General features: G+C 71.5%; 14 protein-coding genes. 6 read left to right on the forward strand and 8 right to left on the reverse strand.

The window, feature by feature from the left end:
* Nucleotides 1–535 precede the first annotated feature (535 nt).
* On the forward strand, nucleotides 536–1,336 hold the full coding sequence (locus OG574_RS14070; protein ID WP_442816821.1) for a polysaccharide deacetylase family protein: 801 nt from the start codon (nucleotides 536–538) through the stop codon (nucleotides 1,334–1,336).
* Between the two features lie 27 nt (nucleotides 1,337–1,363).
* On the opposite strand, the gene OG574_RS14075 is transcribed toward OG574_RS14070, so the two are convergent.
* Nucleotides 1,364–2,578 carry a cytochrome P450 family protein gene (locus OG574_RS14075; RefSeq protein ID WP_326773508.1) on the reverse strand — a complete coding sequence of 405 codons (1,215 nt, stop codon included), beginning with the start codon at nucleotides 2,576–2,578 and terminating at the stop codon, nucleotides 1,364–1,366.
* Nucleotides 2,579–2,715: 137 nt separating this feature from the next.
* Here OG574_RS14075 and OG574_RS14080 point away from each other — a divergent pair, with 137 nt between their 5' ends.
* Nucleotides 2,716–3,156, forward strand: coding sequence for an SRPBCC family protein (locus tag OG574_RS14080; RefSeq protein WP_326773509.1), 441 nt, complete (start codon nucleotides 2,716–2,718; stop codon nucleotides 3,154–3,156).
* 13 nt (nucleotides 3,157–3,169) lie between these two features.
* Here OG574_RS14080 and OG574_RS14085 read toward each other — a convergent pair whose 3' ends face one another.
* Nucleotides 3,170–4,633 carry a hypothetical protein gene (locus OG574_RS14085; protein ID WP_326773510.1) on the reverse strand — a complete coding sequence of 488 codons (1,464 nt, stop codon included), beginning with the start codon at nucleotides 4,631–4,633 and terminating at the stop codon, nucleotides 3,170–3,172.
* Between the two features lie 85 nt (nucleotides 4,634–4,718).
* On the opposite strand from OG574_RS14085, the gene OG574_RS14090 reads away from it, so the two are divergent.
* Complete coding sequence (locus OG574_RS14090; protein WP_326773511.1) at nucleotides 4,719–6,518, forward strand: hypothetical protein; 1,800 nt, start codon at nucleotides 4,719–4,721, stop codon at nucleotides 6,516–6,518.
* Here OG574_RS14090 and OG574_RS14095 read toward each other — a convergent pair.
* The 5 genes from OG574_RS14095 to OG574_RS14115 form a co-directional block, all read right to left on the reverse strand.
* Nucleotides 6,467–7,642: an XdhC family protein gene (locus OG574_RS14095; RefSeq protein ID WP_326773512.1), complete on the reverse strand. Its 1,176-nt coding sequence runs from the start codon at nucleotides 7,640–7,642 to the stop codon at nucleotides 6,467–6,469. The two genes, OG574_RS14090 and OG574_RS14095, sit on opposite strands and share 52 nt — an antisense overlap.
* A 55-nt stretch (nucleotides 7,643–7,697) precedes the next feature.
* Complete coding sequence (locus OG574_RS14100; protein WP_326773513.1) at nucleotides 7,698–9,155, reverse strand: NCS2 family permease; 1,458 nt, start codon at nucleotides 9,153–9,155, stop codon at nucleotides 7,698–7,700.
* 287 nt (nucleotides 9,156–9,442) lie between these two features.
* The gene (locus tag OG574_RS14105) at nucleotides 9,443–11,842 is read right to left on the reverse strand and encodes a xanthine dehydrogenase family protein molybdopterin-binding subunit (protein WP_326773514.1); all 2,400 of its coding nucleotides are present in this window, start codon (nucleotides 11,840–11,842) and stop codon (nucleotides 9,443–9,445) included.
* 4 nt (nucleotides 11,843–11,846) lie between these two features.
* Nucleotides 11,847–12,476, reverse strand: coding sequence for a (2Fe-2S)-binding protein (locus OG574_RS14110; protein ID WP_326773515.1), 630 nt, complete (start codon nucleotides 12,474–12,476; stop codon nucleotides 11,847–11,849).
* Nucleotides 12,476–13,366 (reverse strand): FAD binding domain-containing protein, encoded by an 891-nt coding sequence (locus tag OG574_RS14115; protein WP_100591390.1) that lies wholly within the window; start codon nucleotides 13,364–13,366, stop codon nucleotides 12,476–12,478. The genes OG574_RS14110 and OG574_RS14115 overlap by 1 nt, the downstream gene beginning before the upstream one ends.
* A 337-nt stretch (nucleotides 13,367–13,703) precedes the next feature.
* Here OG574_RS14115 and OG574_RS14120 point away from each other — a divergent pair, with 337 nt between their 5' ends.
* Together OG574_RS14120 and OG574_RS14125 are read left to right on the forward strand one after the other, a co-directional pair.
* Nucleotides 13,704–15,434, forward strand: a complete 1,731-nt coding sequence (locus tag OG574_RS14120; RefSeq protein WP_326773516.1) for a PucR family transcriptional regulator — start codon at nucleotides 13,704–13,706, stop codon at nucleotides 15,432–15,434.
* A 164-nt stretch (nucleotides 15,435–15,598) separates the two neighbouring features.
* Entirely contained in the window at nucleotides 15,599–16,360 is a 762-nt protein-coding gene (locus OG574_RS14125; RefSeq protein WP_100591784.1) for a hypothetical protein, read from the forward strand.
* A 28-nt stretch (nucleotides 16,361–16,388) separates the two neighbouring features.
* On the opposite strand, the gene OG574_RS14130 is transcribed toward OG574_RS14125, so the two are convergent.
* A complete protein-coding gene (locus OG574_RS14130) occupies nucleotides 16,389–17,162 on the reverse strand; it encodes a GntR family transcriptional regulator (RefSeq protein WP_326773517.1) in 774 nt (257 codons plus the stop codon).
* 141 nt (nucleotides 17,163–17,303) lie between these two features.
* Between OG574_RS14130 and OG574_RS14135 the strand changes: the two genes are divergently transcribed.
* Nucleotides 17,304–18,149, forward strand: a complete 846-nt coding sequence (locus OG574_RS14135) for a (2Fe-2S)-binding protein (RefSeq protein ID WP_326773518.1) — start codon at nucleotides 17,304–17,306, stop codon at nucleotides 18,147–18,149.
* Nucleotides 18,150–18,257 lie beyond the last annotated feature (108 nt).

Here is an 18,257-nt window from a genome sequence, read left to right on the forward strand (position 1 = left end):
CGGCCCGAAGGTGGGCGGACCGGCGGGCGGGGGCGGTGCGGCGGGGTATGCCTGCGGCGGCGCGTGGCTTGGCAGTTGGGGTGCGGCCGGCCCTGACGCCGATCCCGTCGTGACAGTCGCCCCGGAGCCTGGAGGTCCGAAACTCGGCGCGGAACCCGGACCGGGGTCAGGGTCAGTGGCGCCGGGCGCCGAGCCGATCGGGCCCGCCTCCTGACCCGCCGCCGGCTCCCGCGTCACCGCATCCCGGGGAACCGAGTCCGCCGGCACCGCATCCCGCGGCTCCCGCTCCTCTGATCCCGCCCCCGCGTGCCCATCCCCCACACCCATCTCGGTCCCCCAACCGTCAGGCGTCGCGCCAGAGGGACACCATCCGCAACGGCGCACGCGCTGTCAATCGTGCGCGCACGCCACTGTCGGACCCTGCCTTCCGAGGCCACTAGGCGCATCAGCACGCCGCCGCCGGCATCTCCGCAGGCCAGAGAGCTATACACCATGACTATACATTCCGCGTATACACACTATGTATAGTCCTCGCATGCCTACCGCGAATCAGAAGATGAGGAAAACCAGGGCCGCGTTCCACGCCGCCGCCGCGCTCTTCACCGCCGGTGCTCTGGCCTTCGGCCTGAGCGGCTGCACGTCGTACGACACGACCGCCCCGAGCGGGGCCAGGGCCGACAGGAGCCACACGGACGCCAAGAACGCGCCGGCCTCACTGGGGACCGTCGACTGCCGCAGGGCGAAGTGCGTGGCGCTCACATTCGACGCGGGCCCGAGCGAGCACAGCGCGCGGCTGCTCGACATCCTGAAGGAGAAGCATGTCCCCGCGACGTTCTTCCTGCTCGGCAAGAACCACATCGCGAAGTACCCGGAGCTGGTCAGACGCATGGAGCGCGAGGGTCACGAGGTCGCGAGCCACACCTGGGACCACAAGATCCTCACCGACATCGGCGACGCGCAGATACGGGAGGAGTTCGAGCGACCCGACGACGCGATAGAACAGCTGACGGGGAAGCGGCCGACGTTGATGCGGCCGCCGCAGGGCCGCACGAACAATCACGTCAGCGAGCTCGCCAAGGAGGAAGGGCTCGCCCAGATCCTCTGGAGCGTGACGGCCAAGGACTACACGACGAACGACTCGGCCGTGATCAGGAAACGCGTCGTCGACCAGACGAAGCGCGACGGGATCATCCTGCTGCACGACATCTACAAGGGCACCGTGCCCGCGGTCCCCGGCGTGATCGACGAACTCAAGGCGAAGGGCTACGTGTTCGTGACCGTGCCGCAGCTCTTCGCGCCGGGGAAGGCCGAGCCGGGCAAGATCTACCGGCCCTGACCCGCCTCCCCCGTGCTGCCCGGGTCCCTACAGGGTGACCCTCAACTCGCCGTAGCCGTAACCGATGAAGGACTCCACGTGCGGGGCAGCGCCCTCGCTCGCGTCGAGTGCGAGGGCGGGGAAGCGCTCGAACAGCGCGGGCAGTGCGACCGCCGCTTCGAGGCGGGCCAGCGGCGCGCCGACGCAGTAGTGGACGCCGTACCCGAAGGCGAGGTGTTCCTTGTCCACGCGTGTGACGTCGAAGGATCCCGCGTCCTCGCCGTGGCGCAGCGGGTCACGCCCGGCCGAGGCGTACGTCGCGAGGATCGCGTCGCCCTGCGGGATCTTGACACCGTCGGGCAGCTCGATGTCCTCGACGGCGTACCGCAGTGGCAGGTTGGCGATCGAGGGGGCCCAGCGCAGGGTCTCCTCGATCACGTCGTTCCAGGGGATCTCGCCCGCGAGGACGCGGGCCAGCTGGTCGGGGTGGCTGAGCAGAGCCTGCACGGCGTTGCCGATGAGATTGACGGTCGTCTCGTGACCGGCGCCGATGACGAGCAGCAGTGTGTCGATGAGCTCCTGCTCGGTGAGGCCCGAGCCGTCCTCGTCGTCGCGGGTGGTGATCAGGACGCTGGTGAGATCGTCGGCGGGCGTCTCGCGCTTGAGGGCGACCAGGCCCCCGAGGAGCTCCTGCACCTCCTGCCAGATGGCCATGGCCTGTTCGGGGGTGACGGTGGTGTCCATGATGCCCGCGACGAGGCGCGCGGCGTCGGCCTGCCGGTCCTCGGGCAGCCCGAACAGTTCGCAGATGACCTGCATGGGCAGCGGGTGCGCGTACGCGGCGCGCAGGTCGACACGGCCGTCGGGCGCCTCGGCCATCCGGTCGAGGAGGCCGGCGGTGAGCTCCTCGATGCGGGGGCGCAGGCCGTCGGTGCGGCGCTTGGTGAACGCGGGCGAGATCAGCTTGCGCAGGCGCCGGTGGTTGCTGCCGTAGGCGGTGAACATGTTGGTCACGCCCACCCAGGAGTTGACCCAGGTCTCGCGGAACTCGCCGTTGATCCAGGCGGGCCAGTGCTGGTTGGGGTCCTTGGAGACGCGGTCGTCGGCCAGGAGCTGCTTGAGGATCGTGTACCGGGTCGGGGCCCAGGCGCGTATACCGCCCGGGAGTTCGACAAGGGCGGCGGTGCCGCGCGTGCGCAGCAGGTCGGCCTCCGCGTGGAGGCCGCGTCCCGCGGGGTCGATGACGTGGGGGTCGTGTGCCATGGGGGCTCCAGCCGGTGTGGGGGTTTCATGATCAAATTGGCACGACAGATCGTAGGGTCTCAGGAGTGAGGAAGCACGGCGATCCGGCGCGCGCCGGGCAGCGCCGCGAAGGGCGCCCGCGGATCTAGGATCCGGGCGTGGCCTTCTTCCGAATCACCCGTGAATCGCCGCTTTCCGCCGCCGAGGCGTGGCGCCGCATGACGGACTGGGAGCGGCACGGGGACGTCGTCCCCCTCACCCGTGTCAGACTCGCGACCCCGCCTCCGACCGGCGAGGGCACCGTCTTCGTGCCGCGGACCGGCGTCGGGCGCCACACCTTCGACGACCCCATGGAGGTCGTCGACTGGGCGCCCCCGTACGGCGACTCGGCCGGGCGGTGCCGTCTGGAGAAGCGCGGCACGTTCGTCACGGGCTGGGCCGAGATCGAGGTGGCGCCGTACGGCGCCGGGTCCCTCGTCGCATGGCGCGAGGAGATCCGCGTCCGCCCACTGCCGCGATGGTGCGACCCGCTGCTCGCGAGGGCGGCCCGCCTGATGTTCGGACGGGCGGTCAAGAAGCTCCTCCAGTACGGAGGTTGAACCGCAGGATCATTCACCCTCTTCCGATGACGCGCCTGGCGCCTGCGAGGACCGCCGTCGCCAGGGTCCAGCCGGAGACCACGAGGAAGACGGCGACGGCCTTGCCCGCGCCCTGCGGATCCCAGGAGCCGCGGTAGCCGAGGCTCGCCACCGGGATGAGCAGGTCGACGCTGTAGAGGACCGGGTCCCAGGCCCGCTGCCCGGAGCCGCCCACCGCACGCGGCTCGTGGAAGGCGAACCACAGGGAGCCCGCGGCGGCCAGGGAGAGCAGCCAGACGAGCGCCCGGCGCGGGGCGTAGCCGTAGCCGAACAGGAGGTCCTGGACCAGGCCCCAGGCGCGCCCCGACAGCCGGTCGAGGCGGCGCACATGGCGCTCCCTCGCGTGCCGCACGGTGCGCGCGGACCGCTCGTCGCCCACGCTCTCGTACGACGTCGCCAGCTGCTCGAAGGAGCCCGCGCCCGCGTTCGGGTCGCGGGTCAGCCAGCCGATACGGGCGCGGACGTCGACGGGTCCGGCGGTTTCCAGGCGCTTGTACGTGAAGCCCTCCAGGTTGAGCCGGCCCGGGGCGGCCCACGTGGCGGCCGAGTCCACGAGCACGTCGACGGCCGCGTCCTGGAGGACCACGGCGTCGGCCGGTGGTTCGCGCAGATCGAGGCGGAGTCGTGGGACCCGGAGCCGGCTCAGGAGCAGTGCGCCCGCGGGTGCGCCGATGACGCTGTCGTGGAACGTGACCACGCCCTCGATCACGGCGGCGCGCAGCAGCACCTGCCCGGCGCTGCGGAAGCCCCAGTCGGCGTACAGGCCTCGCCCGCAGGCGAGTCCGGTGCCGTCGAGGCCGCCGACGTCCGCGCCGTTGAGGTTGAGGGCGTACGCAATCTGGGCGTCCCTCAGATAGAGGGCGCCTGAGGCGGTGAGGCCGCGCGCGTGGACCGAGCCCGCCACGTTCAGGCGGGGGGCGAGCAGGGACCAGGGGCCGGAGTCGGCGACCGTGAGCTCTTCGACGACGAGGTTGCCGTCTATGCGCGCGTCGGCCAGTTCCAGTACGGCCGACGTGGAGTCCTCCGGCAGGCGGCGCGGGACCCGCGGGCCGTCACCGGCCGCGGGCGGGGCGGTCAGCGGCTGAGGGACGGGCGTTCCGCTGCCGAGCGTGGCTCCGGTCAGGCGCAGGTCGCCGTCGACGGTGATCCGGTTCGCGTGCAGGGCGGGCGCTTCGGAACCCGACAAGTTCAGTGCGCCGACGGTGAGTTCGGCGAGTCGGAGTGGCTCGTCGAAGACGCAGTCGACCAGTTCGAGGACGGCGTCGACGCGGCAGCGGGACAGGTCGAGCCGCCCGCGCACCCGCAGCCCCTCGAATCTGAGCGGGCCGCCGGTGCCGCCCTCGTGTCCGGTGATCTCCTCGCGCAGCCGGGCCGCGTCGACCGTGTCGCCCGGCGCCGGGCGCCACCTCGGACGCCTGCTCCCCCTGAGACGTGCCATCGTCGCCTCCCCCTTCTCTTCCTCCTCGCAGGAGATATCACGCGAGGGCGAACACGCGCGCGGTCCTTGCGGTGATACTGAACTGATGGACCGCTCCTCGCAGTTCGCGCCGTTCGGTACGCGCGCTGCCGCGCTGCTCGGCCAGTGGCAGCAGCAGAACCACCGCCCGCTGACCGCCCCGGCCTGGCTCGACACCGGTGGCAGCGGTGCGTCCCTGGCCTCCGTGTTCGTCCGGGACAGCGACCCGGGGCGCACCAAACGCCGGATGATCATCAAGCTCTGTTCCCCGGACGGCGACTCCTCGATGGAACCGGGGCGGCTCGTCGCCGCGAGGCGGTCCCTGCCGAACGGCGATACCTCGTTCCCCCGCGACCATCTCGTGGAACAGCTCTACGATCCGATGCCGGTGGACGACGCCTGGCTGATGTTCCAGGGCTTCGCGGGCAACGACGAGACCATGGTGACGCTCAGCACGATCCTGCGGCAGCGGCGCATGCCCGGCGTCGCCGCGCAGATCACGCGGTCCCTGCTGGCCGACTGGAATCCGGACGAGGACTCGGACGGGCAGATGTCCGCGGCCTCGTTCGTCTCCGAACTCCTCGACCGACGCCTCGAACCGGCGGAACCCCTGGCCGTCTGGGTCCGCGACACACTGGGCCTCGACCTCGATACCGCGTGGATCAGACTGGGCCGCCCGAACGCCGCGCCGGTCCCCAACCCCGTACACCTGACAGGAAGTTGCCCGCTCGCGGCGCGCACCATCGACTACCCGATGCGCGGCCGGGCGCACGGCGATCTGCACCCCGGCAACATCATGGTGCCCAGGGAGCCCGACGCGGACACCGGCCGCTACGTCCTGATCGATCTGTCGCGCTTCGACGAGCGGGCGCTGCTCGCCCGTGACCCCGTGCATCTGCTGCTCTGCCTGGTGGCCGACTTCCTGCCGCACCTCTCCGACGACGCCCGCGCCGAGCTCCTCGACCTGCTCATCGGCCGGGACACCCCGGGTCTGCTGATCCCGCAGGGCCTGGCCCGGACGGTCGACGAGGTGCGCAAGGCACCGGGCGGCTGGCTGCACCAGCGCGCCATCTCGGGCCAGTGGACCGGCCAGTGGCTCCTGTCGATGCAGGCGTGCGCGCTGATGTTCACGGCCCGCGTCCGGTACGACGCGCGGGACCGGTGGTGGTTCTTCCGGCTCGCGGCGGAGGCGGCCGGCGCCTGTCTGGGGCCGGCCGAAGCGTACGAGCCGGGTGAGGTGAAGTTCGTGCCGGGGCCACGGGAGGCCGAACCGAAGGTGGTGGAGGTGGTGGTGGCCGCGGCGGCGAAGGTGCCGAAGCAGGTGACACCGCCCGAATCGAAGCCCGGGGCGGAGCCCGGTCCCGTACGTGTCCCCGCCCCCGCACCCGTACGGGAGCCGGCCCCCGAGACTCCCCCGGAGGCACTCCCGGGCACGCTCCCGGCGCTCCTCCTGGACCTCGGCAACGCCTTCGGGACCGGGCTCGAAGAGCTCAGGCAGCAGGAGGCGGGGTCGGTCATCGCCAAGACGCTCGGCTTCGTCAGGGAACAGGCCTACCGGGGACAGATCGATCTCTCGGCGCTGCTCGACGCCGCTGACGGCACCCTCGGCGAAGAGGACCGGTCCCGCCTCCACGAGGTCCGCGGGCACCTCGCCGGCGTCACCGAGGCGGCGAACGAACCGGGGTTCTCGCACAAACAGCCGTTGTTCGTACGGGACTTGGCTCATCGGGCACTCGTCATGAGGATCGACCAGCTGCTCGCATCCGCGCGAGAGGCGGCGCTCGGCCTCCAGGCCGGTCGGGCCGGTCGGACCGGTCAGGCCACGGACCCGATCCGGACGGAGGGTGCCCGCGCTCCGTCGGGGTGAATCGGCGTGTGGGCGCCGGTCAGCGCGACGCCGCTGCCGCCGCGCCGGTTGGCGACGATCTCCGAGGCGATGGACAGGGCCGTCTCCTCGGGGGTGCGGGCGCCCAGGTCGAGGCCGATCGGCGAGCGCAGGCGCGCCAGTTCGAGTTCCGTGACGCCGACGTCGCGCAGGCGGTCGTTGCGGTCGAGGTGAGTACGGCGAGAGCCCATGGCGCCGACGTAGGCGACGGGCAGGCGCAGCGCGAGCTGGAGGAGCGGGACGTCGAACTTGGCGTCGTGGGTGAGGACGCACAGGACGGTGCGTCCGTCCGTCTGCGTACGCTCCAGGTACTTGTGCGGCCATTCCACGACGATGTCGTCGGCGTCGGGGAAGCGGGCCGGCGTGGCGAAGACGGGGCGCGCGTCGCACACCGTCACCTGGTAGCCGAGGAACTTGCCGATCCTGACGAGCGCCGCCGCGAAGTCGATGGCCCCGAAGACGATCATGCGCGGCGGGGGGACGGACGACTCGACGAGGAGGGTGAGGGGCTGCCCGCAGCGCGAACCGCTCTCGCCGATTTCCACGGTGGCGGTGCGTCCGGCGTCGAGGAGCGCGCGGGCCTCGCCGGCCGCGGTGCGGTCCAGTTCGGGGTGCCCGCCGAGGCTGCCCTCGTAGCCGCCTGCGAAGCCGCTCTCGGGGGCGCTGTCGTCGCGTACGAGAATGGCGCGGCCCATGAGTTCGGCCGGGCCCTGGGTGATGCGCGCGACCGCCGCCGCCCTGCCTCGGGCGGCGGCGGACAGCGCCGTCGCGAGCACCTCCCGTCCCGGGGTGTCCGCGCGAACCGGGGTGACCAGGATGTCGATGATTCCACCGCAGGTGAGCCCCACGGCGAAGGCGTCGTCGTCGCTGTAACCGAAGCGTTCCAGGACGGTCTCGCCGTCCTGGAGCGCCTGTTGGCACAGTTCGTAGACGGCGCCCTCCACGCAGCCGCCGGAGACCGAGCCGATCGCTGTGCCGTCACTGTCGACGGCGAGTGCGGCGCCCGGCTGCCGGGGCGCGCTCCCGCCGACGGCCACCACGGTGGCCACGGCGAAGTCGCGTCCCTGCTCGACCCACCGGTGCAGCTCTTCGGCGATGTCCAGCATCTCTAGGTCTCCTTGTCGGTTGCGTGGAGGGCGCGGGGCCCTCACGGGCCGGGCGTCAGTGGACGCCCAGCCATCCTTCGATCGGGTTGAGGGCGAAGTACACGAGGAAGATGACCGTGAGGCCCCACATGAAGGCCCCGATCTCCCGGGCCTTGCCCTGGGCGACCTTGATGGCGACCCAGGAGATGACGCCCGCGGCCACACCGGTGGTGATGGTGTAGGTGAAGGGCATCAGGACCACGGTCAGGAAGACCGGGATCGCGGTGGCGCGGTCCGCCCAGTCGACGTGCCGGGCGTTCATCATCATCATCGCGCCGATGACGACGAGCGCGGCGGAGGCGACCTCCTGGGGCACGATCGCGGTGACCGGGGTGAAGAACAGACAGGCCGCGAAGAACAGGCCGGTCACGGCGGACGCGAGGCCGGTGCGGGCTCCCTCGCCGACGCCGGTCGCGGACTCGACGAACACGGTCTGACCCGAGCCGCCGGCGACACCGCCGATGGCGCCGCCCGCTCCGTCGATGAACAGAGCCTTGGACAGGCCCGGCATGCGGCCCTTGTCGTCGGCGAGCTTGGCCTCGGTACCGACGCCGATGATGGTGGCCATCGCGTCGAAGAAGCCGGCGAGGACCAGGGTGAAGACGATCATGCCGACGGTCATCGCGCCGACTTTGCCCCAGCCGCCGAACTCGACATGGCCGAAGAGCGAGAAGTCGGGCGTCGAGACCGCGCTGCCGTGCAGCTCGGGGGCTCCGTTGGCCCACTGCTTGGGGTTGATCACGTCGAGCGCGTTGAGAATCATCGCGACGACGGTGCCGGTGATGATGCCGATCAGGATGGCGCCGGGGGTGTTGCGGGCCTGGAGCATGAAGATCAGGAGCAGGGTGCCCGCGAAGAGCAGGACGGGCCAGCCGGCGAGTTCTCCGGTGGCGCCGAGCGTGAGCGGGGTGGCCTTGCCGACCTGGACGAAGCCGGACTTGTAGAGGCCGATCAGGGCGATGAAGAGGCCGATGCCCATCGTGATGCCGTGCTTGAGCGCGAGAGGAATCGCGTTCATGATCATTTCACGGAGGCCGGTGACGACCAGGAGCATGATCACCACGCCGTACATCACGCACATGCCCATGGCCTGCGGCCACGTCATCTCGGGGGCGACCTGCGAAGAGATCACACCTGAGACGGAGAGGCCGGCGGCGAGTGCGAGCGGCACCTTGCCGACGAAGCCCATGAGGAGCGTGGTGAACGCCGCGGCGAAGGCGGTGGCGGTGATGAGGGCCTTCTGGCCCATCATGTCGCCCGCCACGTCCTTGCCGGACAGGATCAGGGGGTTGAGCAGCAGGATGTACGCCATGGCCATGAAGGTCGTGACGCCGCCGCGCACCTCACGCGCGACAGTCGATCCTCGTTCGGATATGTGGAAGTACCGGTCGAGCCAAGACCTGCCGGCCGACGGACGCGAGCCTGCGCCCGCGTCTTCGGCGGTGGTCTTCGGCTCCAGAGACTGCTGGGTCATGGTGCCTACTCCCAAGGTTCACAGGGACACCCGCACAAACGTGGTTGGAGATCGCGGGATTTGGGATGGTGCGTGGGCTGCACGACCCGGGGGACGGCCCGAGACGAACGGGGAAATGCGTAGCTCTGTTACGCAAGAAACCGTGTTGCTGGTGTTGTTACCGGTGGTGCCTTTGGTGCTGGTGGTGCTGGAAAGAACCGCGAGCGGTGCGGTACTTGAAGGCTCCGGACGGTGCGGGCTGGGAAGTGTGACGTTCCTGGGAGGCACGCACCGTCCGGAGAGCTTTGTCAGGCCGGGCCCGTTCCCGTGAGGTGCTCGGGGCGTACCGGAGTCCGGTCGAGCTCCAGGCCCGTCGCGTTGCGGATCGCCGCGAGGACGGCCGGCGTGGACGACAGGGTCGGGGCCTCGCCGATGCCGCGCAGCCCGTACGGGGCGTGGTCGTCGGCGAGTTCGAGCACGTCGACCGGGATGGTCGGCGTGTCGAGAATCGTGGGGAGCAGATAGTCCGTGAAGGACGGGTTCCTGACCTTCGCGGTCTTGGGGTCGACGACGATCTCCTCCATCACCGCGATGCCCATGCCCTGGAGGGTGCCGCCCTGGATCTGCCCGACGACGGACAGCGGGTTGAGCGCCTTGCCGACGTCCTGGGCGCAGGCCAGCTCGATGACCTTGACCAGGCCGAGCTCGGTGTCGACCTCGACGACGGCGCGGTGCGCGGCGAACGAGTACTGCACGTGACCGTTGCCCTGACCGGTGACCAGGTCGAAGGGGACGGTGGGCCGGTGGCGCCACTCCTCCTCCAGCTCGACGACCTCGCCCTCCAGGACGTCGACGAGGTCGGCGAGGACCTCGCCTCCGTCGGTGACGACCTTGCCGCCCTCCAGGAGGAGTTCGGCCGTCGCCCACGCCGGGTGGTAGGTGCCCTTCTTGCGGCGCCCGATCTCCAGGACCTTCTCGCGCACCAGCTCGCAGGCGTTCTTGACGGCTCCGCCGGTCACGTACGTCTGACGCGACGCGGACGTGGAGCCGGCCGAGCCGACCTGCGTGTCGGCGGGGTGGATGGTCACCTGCCCGACGCCCAGCTCGGTGCGGGCGATCTGCGCGTGGACGGTGATGCCGCCCTGGCCGACTTCCGCCATGGCGGTGTGCACGGTGGCGACGGCCTCGCCGTTGATGACCTCCATGCGCACCTTGGCGGTGGAGTAGTCGTCGAAGCCCTCGGAGAAGCCGACGTTCTTGATGCCGACCGCGTAACCCACACCCCGGACGACGCCTTCGCCGTGCGTGGTGTTGGACAGACCGCCGGGCAGCTGACGCACGTCGGAGCCCTCGCTGGACTCCCACTGGCGCTCCATCGGCAGCGGCATCGCCTGGACCCGGCGCAGCAGTTCGGCGACCGGGGCCGGGGAGTCGACCGGCTGGCCTGTCGGCAGGAGCGTGCCCTGCTCCATGGCGTTGAGCTGCCGGAACGCGACCCGGTCCATGCCCACCTTGTCGGCGAGCTTGTCCATCTGGGCCTCGTACGCGAAGCACGCCTGGACCGCGCCGAAGCCGCGCATGGCGCCGCAGGGCGGGTTGTTCGAGTAGAGCGCGATCGCCTCGATGTCCACGTCGTCGATCACGTACGGACCGACGGAGAGCGACGAGGCGTTGCCGACCACCGCCGGCGAGGCGGAGGCGTAGGCGCCGCCGTCGAGGACGATCTTGCACTTCATGTGCGTGAGCTTGCCGTCCTTGGTCGCCCCGTGCTCGTAGTAGAGCCTCGCGGGGTGGCGGTGGACGTGCCCGAAGAACGACTCGAAGCGGTTGTAGACGATCTTGACCGGCTTGCCCGTGCGCAGCGCCAGGAGGCAGGCGTGGATCTGCATGGACAGGTCCTCGCGGCCGCCGAAGGCGCCACCGACGCCGGAGAGCGTCATGCGTACCTTGTCCTCGGGCAGGCCGAGGACGGGGGCGATCTGCTTGAGGTCCGAGTGCAGCCACTGGGTGGCGACGTACAGGTCGACGCCGCCGTCCTCGGACGGCACGGCCAGACCCGACTCGGGGCCGAGGAACGCCTGGTCCTGCATGCCGAAGTAGTACTCGCCCTTGACGACGAAGTCGGCCTTCTTGGCGGCCTCTTCGGCGTTGCCGCGGACGATCGGCTGGCGGTGCACGATGTTCGGGTGCGGGACGTGGCCGATGTGGTGGTCGTCGCGGCCCTCGTGGACGAGGATCGCGTCCGGCGCGGTCGCGCTCGCCTCGTCGGTGATGACGGGGAGTTCGCGGTACTCGACCTTGATCTTGGCGGCGGCGCGGCGCGCGGTCTCCGGGTGGTCGGCGGCCACGATGGCGACGGGCTCGCCGTGGTGGCGGACCTTGCCGTGGGCGAGGACCGGGGTGTCCTGGATCTCCAGACCGTAGTTCTTCACGTCGGTCGGCAGGTCGTCGTACGTAAGTACCGCGTAGACGCCGGGAGTTGCCAGGGCCTCGCCCGTGTCGATGGAGAGGATCTCGGCGTGCGCGACCGGGGAGCGCAGGATCTGGCCCCACAGCATGTCCTCGTGCCACATGTCGGACGAGTACGCGAACTCGCCGGTGACCTTGAGGGTGCCGTCCGGACGGAGCGTGGACTCGCCGATGCCGCCCTTGGTCTTGGATCCCTGCGTGACGTTGAACGGGATGCCGGTGGTGCGTGTGTCGGCCATGGCGTCAGGCTCCCTGGCTCGGAACAGTTGCGGACTGGCGCGCGGCGGCGAGCCGTACCGCGTCCATGATCTTCTCGTAGCCCGTGCAGCGGCACAGGTTGCCCGACAGGCCCTCACGGATGTCCGCGTCGGACGGGTCCGGGTTGCGCTCGAGCATCTCGTCGGCGGCGACCAGGAGACCCGGCGTGCAGAAGCCGCACTGGACGGCGCCGGCGTCGATGAACGCCTGCTGGATCGGGGAGAGTTCATCGCCCTCGCCGGTCTGGGAGTCGCTCGGCCTGGACTGCCACTGCTGGGCGTCCTGGAGCGAGGTGCCCGCCCTGCCGGCCTTGCCCGCGTCGTCGCCGCAGGCGCCGCTCGCGCAGCCCCCGTGCTGCGCACGCTGCCTGGCGAACTCGGCCAGACCCTCGACGGTGACGACGTCGCGGCCCTCGACCTGGCCGGCCGCGACCAGACACGAACAGACCGGTACACCGTCGAGGCGGACGGTGCAGGAGCCGCACTCGCCCTGCTCGCAGGCGTTCTTCGAGCCGGGCAGCCCCATGCGCTCACGCAGGACGTACAGGAGGCTCTCGCCCTCCCACACGTCGTCGGCTTCCTGCTGACGGCCGTTGACCGTGAAATTGACGCGCATTACGCGACTCCCTCCGTGCTTGCGGCGGTGCCGCGGTAGGACTCCCAGGTCCACGTCAGGGTGCGGCGGGCCATGATGCCGACGGCGTGCCGGCGGTAGCTCGCGGTGCCCCGGACGTCGTCGATCGGGTTGCAGGCGGCCGAGCAGAGGTCCGCGAACTGCTTGGCGACCGAAGGGGTGATGATCTTGCCGTTGTCCCAGAAGCCGCCCTCTTCGAGCGCAGCGTTCAGGAACTCCTCGGCGGCCTTGGCACGGACCGGGGTCGGCGCGGCAGAGCCGATGCCGGTGCGCACCGTACGGGTCTCGGGGTGCAGCGCCAGACCGAAGGCGCACACGGCGATGACCATCGCGTTGCGGGTGCCGACCTTGGAGTACTGCTGCGGGCCGTCGGCCTTCTTGATGTGGACGGCCCGGATGAGCTCGTCGGCGGCGAGCGCGTTGCGCTTCACGCCGGTGTAGAACTCGTCGATCGGGATGCGGCGCGAGCCGCGTACGGACTCCACCTCGACCTCGCAGTCGGCGGCGAGGAGCGCGGGGTGGGCGTCACCGGCGGGCGACGCGGTGCCGAGGTTGCCTCCGACGCCGCCGCGGTTGCGGATCTGCGGCGAGGCCACCGTGTGCGAGGCCAGGGCCAGGCCGGGCAGCTCGGCGCGCAGGTTCTCCATGATCTCGGTGTAGGGGACGGAGGCGCCGAGGCGGACGGTGTCCTGCCCGACCTCCCATTCGCCGAGCTCTCCGATGCGGTTCAGGTCGAGGAGGTACTCGGGGCGCCGGTGGTCGAAGTTGATCTCGACCATCACATCGGTGCCACCCGCGAGCGGCACAGCGGTGGGGTGCTCGGCCTTGGCGGCGAGCGCCTCCTCCCAGCTGGCGGGGCGAAGGAAGTCCATGAGCGGCTCTCTTCTTCGTGATCTCGTGGTCGGTCGTTCGAACGGATCGAGCCACGGGATGTGCGGACCTCGAAGGCTCGTTCATGTGCTGTTTACGTGGAGTGGGCTCAGTACACAGCGCGGCACTCCGCCGTGGTCAGTCACGGAAACCATGAAGGAGTTGGCTGGCCAACCGGGACGTCTTGTAGATTCATATAAACGGCGGTCACCGGGAACCTCACCGCTTTCCCCTTGAAGCGCAGAACCACACGCAACACGGACACGGTGCCCGGGAAGCGGCTCCGGCCGCTTCACCGTCAGGCAAGCACAATCTTCGAGACAGATCGGCGGCAACGAGATGCGGCTGCGCGCCCTACTTGATACAGACGCGCTGGGCCTCAGGCTGCTCGGCGGCGAGGACGAACTGGACCGCACCGTGCGCGGTGTGATGACCACCGACCTGCGGGACCCCAGCCGCTACCTCTCCGGCGGCGAGCTGGTCCTCACCGGGCTCGCGTGGCGCCGGGACGCGGCGGACTCCGAACCGTTCGTCCGCATCCTCGCGACGGCCGGCGTGGCCGCGCTCGCGGCCGGTGAGGCCGAGCTCGGGGACATTCCCGACGACATCGTCGAGGCATGCGCGCGCCACCGGCTCCCGCTGTTCGCGGTGAACGAGTCCGTCGCCTTCGCGACGGTCACCGAGCACGTCGTGCGCCAGGTCTCGGGCGAGCGGGCCGGCGATCTGGCCGCCGTCGTCGACCGGCACCGGCGCCTCATGACGTCCGGCCCCGCGGGCGGCGGCCCCGACGTGGTCCTGGACCTTCTCGGCACCGACCTCGACCTGCGCGCCTGGGTACTCTCCCCCGCGGGCCGGGCCATCGCCGGGTCGAGCGCGGCGGGCCCCGAGCTGACCGCCGGCGTCTGCGCCCGCCTCGCGGCCGAGCACCTGGCGGCCACCCGCACGGGGCGGCGCGGGCCGCACCGGGTGACGATCGAGGGGGGCGGCGCGAAGCGTCTCGATGAGGGGCGGCGGCCGGGCGACGGGCCGGGAGGCACGACGTACTCGCTCTTCCCGATCCGCAGCGCGGGCCGCGGCGCGACGCCCGCCTCCCGCGACGTGCGTGAGACGGTCCTGTCCGACTGGCTGCTCGCCGTCGAGGCGGACGCCGGCGACTGGCCCGAGGAGCGGCTCGACCTGCTCCAGGGCGTGACCCAGCTGATCGCCGTCGAGCGCGACCGCCGCGACGCGGCCCGCACCGTGCGCCGCCGGCTCGCGCAGGAGGTCCTCGAACTGGTCCAGACGGGCGCCGCCCCCGCCGAGATCGCCGCACGCCTGCGCGTCGCCGCGCCCGTGCTGCTCCCCGGCCTCGGCGCCGCCCCGCACTGGCAGGTCATAGTGGCGAAGGTCGAGTGGGACGGCGGCGACATCGAGGGCGGCCCGGTCGCCCAGTCGCTCCTGGAGGAGATCCTCGTCGACCCCCTGTCGGCGGGGCCCGAGCCCTCAGACCGCATAGCCGTCGCCCACAACGGCGACGAGGCCATCGCCCTGGTGCCGCTGCCCGCCGTGCCGGACGAGCACGACGGGACGCAGACGGGGCTGCACGCCGACGCGCTCCTGGACTCCGTACGCGATCCGCTGACGGCGGGCCTCGCGGACGACGGGCGGCTCACACTGGGCGTCAGCGCCGCCGTGCACTCGGCGGAGGGGCTGCGCGGGGCCCTGGAGGAGGCACGGCACGCCCGCCGCGTCGCCGCGGCCCGTACGGGGCGCGTGTGCGCCGCGGGTCACCAGGAGCTGGCCTCGCACGTCCTGCTGCTGCCGTTCGTCCCGGACGACGTGCGCCGCGCCTTCACGGCCCGCCTCCTCGACCCGCTGCGCGACTACGACCGCAAGCACCGCGCCGAGCTCATTCCGACCCTGGAGGCGTTCCTCGACTGCGACGGTTCGTGGACGCGCTGCGCGAGCCGTCTGCACCTCCACGTCAACACGCTGCGCTACCGCGTCGGGCGGATCGAACAGCTCACCAACCGCGATCTCTCGCGGCTCGAGGACAAGCTGGACTTCTTCCTGGCCCTGCGTATGAGCTGAACTCGGGCCACCCGAGGGGTGTTTCGAACCCCGTCCGCCACCCCATGCGATTGTGAAATCTTTCACCTACCCCCTTGGCCGAGTGTGCCCATCCATGCTGAGATGCGCGCACGACAGCTCGGCTCAATGGTGTGCTCGGGGAGGGCAACGTGGCGCATACCGCCATGTCTGGTTCCGGAACGACTGCAGGGGACGATCCACTCCAGACCGCGGTATGGCGGCTGCGCTCACGCGCCTGCTGGACCGACGCGGCCGCACTGCTCGAGCGGCTCGCCGCGACGGACGCGCGGGCCGCGCTCCAGCGGGCCGCGCTGCTCGGGGAGCGCTGCCTCTACACCGAGCAGGGCTGGGCCGCCGCGGAGGACGCGCTGCGCGCCGCCGAGGCCCTGGCTCACGACGACGGCGAACGCGGCGCCGCGGCCTGCGAGCGCGGCCAACTCGCCTACTCGGCAACGCTGTTGGGGGTACGGGACCGGGCCGACGAGGCGCGCTCCGCGCTCGGCAGGGCCGCCGCACTGCTCCCGCCCGGCGCCCCGGGACGCGCCCTGCTGGACTTCCGGCGCGGCCTGATGGCGGAGAACCTGTCCGACTCGCCGCAGGCGGCCAGGGCCGCGTACCGCAGAGCCCACGCGGGTGCGACGGCGCACCCCGATCCGCTGCTGCTGTCCTTCACCTGGCGCCATCTGGCCGGACTCGCCCTGCGCGAAGGCGAGTTGACGGAGGCCCGGCACGGTTTCGCCGAGTCGCTGCGCATCCGCGAGGAACTCGGCTACCTGGTCGGCACGGCACCGGCGCTCGCCTCCCTGGCAGAGGCGGAACCCGACCCGGAGGCGGCGGCCCGCTTGCGTGCGGAGGCGTCCCGCCTGTTCCGCCTCCTGGGCGGCGTCCCCACATGGCTGGCGGAGCACTTGCCGACGGCGGCCTGACGGTCCGGCGCGGCTGAAGGCGGCGCAGTCAGTCCGCTGCCCCGGTGAAGTGCTCCCGCACCAGCGCCTGCACCACCGTGAGGTCCTGGGCCTCCAGGGCCGCGAGGAGTGCCATGTGTTCCGCGGCGTCGGCCACCAGGTCGGCGCGGCGGGACAGCGGTCCGCCGCCGGGCAGGGGCCACTGCGAGCGGCGGTGCAGGTCGTCCGCGACCTGTACGAGCTGTTCGTTGCCGCCGAGGGCGAGCATCGCGCGGTGGAAGGCGCGGTCCGTCTCCGCGTAGTGCGCACGGTCGCCGCCGGCGGCCGCGACGGCCGTCGCGTCGGCGAGGGGCCGCAGCTCGGCCCAGCGCGCCACCGGCACCGTACGGGCGAGCCGCAGCACCACCGGCACCTCGATCAGCGCCCGCACCTCGGCCAGCTCGGCGAGCTCGCGGGCGCTGCGCTCGGTGACGCGGAAGCCGCGGTTCGGCACGACCTCGACGGCGCCTTCGCGGGCCAGCTGCTGCATCGCCTCGCGCACGGGCGTCGCCGAGACGCCGAGGCCGTCCCCGAGGGCGGGCGCGGAGTAGACCTCGCCGGGCACGAGCTCGCCGTCGACGAGCGCGGTGCGCAGCGCGTCGAGCACCTGTCCGCGCACGGAGGTCCGCTCGACGCGGGGGCGCGGCAGCGGCGTCTCGCTGTGGGTGTGCTCGCCCCGGGTCTGCTCGGGCACCTGGTGCCACCCGGCGGTACCCCGCTGCTCGGGAACGCTCGCGGGCAGCCCTGAGGGGGCGCTGTCGGCGCGCGTTCTGGCCTGCTCCACCCAGGTCCTCCCCGGTCGTCGGTAATCCGCGGAATTCGTCCAACGCAGAACCATAGGCCGCTGGGCCCGCAGTTCAAACCCCCCATCGTTCGGGTAAGGTAAGGCTTACCTGCAAACGATCGCGATTCGGTGGTCCCCTGCATGCCTTTCCCCGCATCGGCCCCCGCGGCCACCAGCGCGCTCACGCCCGCGTACACCCGGCTGACCGAGGTGTTCGCGGGTCTGCGGATCACGGAGCTCGCGGACACCGAGCAGCCCCCTCAGGGCAGCGGCTGGGTCGCCGCCGCCCGGCTCGCGGAGGGCGGACCCGCCCTCGACGCGTTCCTCGCGTGGGACAACGCTCAGGTGCTCAAGGACTACGGGCAGCAGGCCCGCCCGGACGTCGTCGCCAGCTTCGGCCTGCACCGCTACGCCTGGCCCGCCTGCCTGCTGGTCACGGTGCCGTGGTTCCTGGACCGCCGCGTCCCGCGCTTCCCCGTGACGAACGTCGCCTTCCAGCGCACCCTGGGACGGATGGCCGTACGCGTCACCGACTTCGCCTGCCTGCCGGGCGACCCGGCCGCAGCGCTGCCCGGCGCCCACGTCGTGCCCGACGAGGAGGCGCTGCGGGCCGAGGTGCGCGCGGCCGTCGCCGACCACCTGGGCCCCGTGCTCACCGGATTCGGACCGCGGATGCGGCGCGGCCCGCGCGCCCTGTGGGGCATGGCGACCGACGAGATCGTCGAGGGCCTCTGGTACATCGCCCATCTGCTCGGCGACGAGCGCCGCGCGATGCAGGAGCTCGAACTGCTGCTGCCCGGCACGACGAAGCCGTACGCCGGCAAGCCCGCGTTCCGTGAACTCACCGGCCCCGAGGGCCAGTCGCTGCCGACGCGCGACCGGGCGAGCTGTTGCCTCTTCTACACGCTGCGCCCCGAGGACACCTGCGTGACGTGCCCCCGCACCTGCGACGCGGACCGAGTGGCGAGGCTGAGCGCAACCGCCTGAACACGACGACGGCAACCCCCTCACCATGAACCACCCTTTCGGGTGACGTGATTCGAACTCAACTTCCCTCATTCTCAAGGGAGTTCGAGCGCATACCCGCTTCGTACG

Source organism: Streptomyces sp. NBC_01445, assembly GCF_035918235.1.
Taxonomy (GTDB): domain Bacteria; phylum Actinomycetota; class Actinomycetes; order Streptomycetales; family Streptomycetaceae; genus Streptomyces.

Bases quoted from the DNA above. Each gene is read 5' to 3' on its own strand.
- OG574_RS14070 (WP_442816821.1), top strand. From the start codon at position 536: ATGCCTACCGCGAATCAGAAGATGAGGAAAACCAGGGCCGCGTTCCAC.
- OG574_RS14075 (WP_326773508.1), bottom strand. From the start codon at position 2,578: ATGGCACACGACCCCCACGTCATCGACCCCGCGGGACGCGGCCTCCAC.
- OG574_RS14085 (WP_326773510.1), bottom strand. From the start codon at position 4,633: ATGGCACGTCTCAGGGGGAGCAGGCGTCCGAGGTGGCGCCCGGCGCCG.
- OG574_RS14090 (WP_326773511.1), top strand. From the start codon at position 4,719: ATGGACCGCTCCTCGCAGTTCGCGCCGTTCGGTACGCGCGCTGCCGCG.
- OG574_RS14095 (WP_326773512.1), bottom strand. From the start codon at position 7,642: ATGCTGGACATCGCCGAAGAGCTGCACCGGTGGGTCGAGCAGGGACGC.
- OG574_RS14100 (WP_326773513.1), bottom strand. From the start codon at position 9,155: ATGACCCAGCAGTCTCTGGAGCCGAAGACCACCGCCGAAGACGCGGGC.
- OG574_RS14105 (WP_326773514.1), bottom strand. From the start codon at position 11,842: ATGGCCGACACACGCACCACCGGCATCCCGTTCAACGTCACGCAGGGA.
- OG574_RS14110 (WP_326773515.1), bottom strand. From the start codon at position 12,476: ATGCGCGTCAATTTCACGGTCAACGGCCGTCAGCAGGAAGCCGACGAC.
- OG574_RS14115 (WP_100591390.1), bottom strand. From the start codon at position 13,366: ATGGACTTCCTTCGCCCCGCCAGCTGGGAGGAGGCGCTCGCCGCCAAG.
- OG574_RS14120 (WP_326773516.1), top strand. From the start codon at position 13,704: ATGCGGCTGCGCGCCCTACTTGATACAGACGCGCTGGGCCTCAGGCTG.
- OG574_RS14125 (WP_100591784.1), top strand. From the start codon at position 15,599: ATGTCTGGTTCCGGAACGACTGCAGGGGACGATCCACTCCAGACCGCG.
- OG574_RS14135 (WP_326773518.1), top strand. From the start codon at position 17,304: ATGCCTTTCCCCGCATCGGCCCCCGCGGCCACCAGCGCGCTCACGCCC.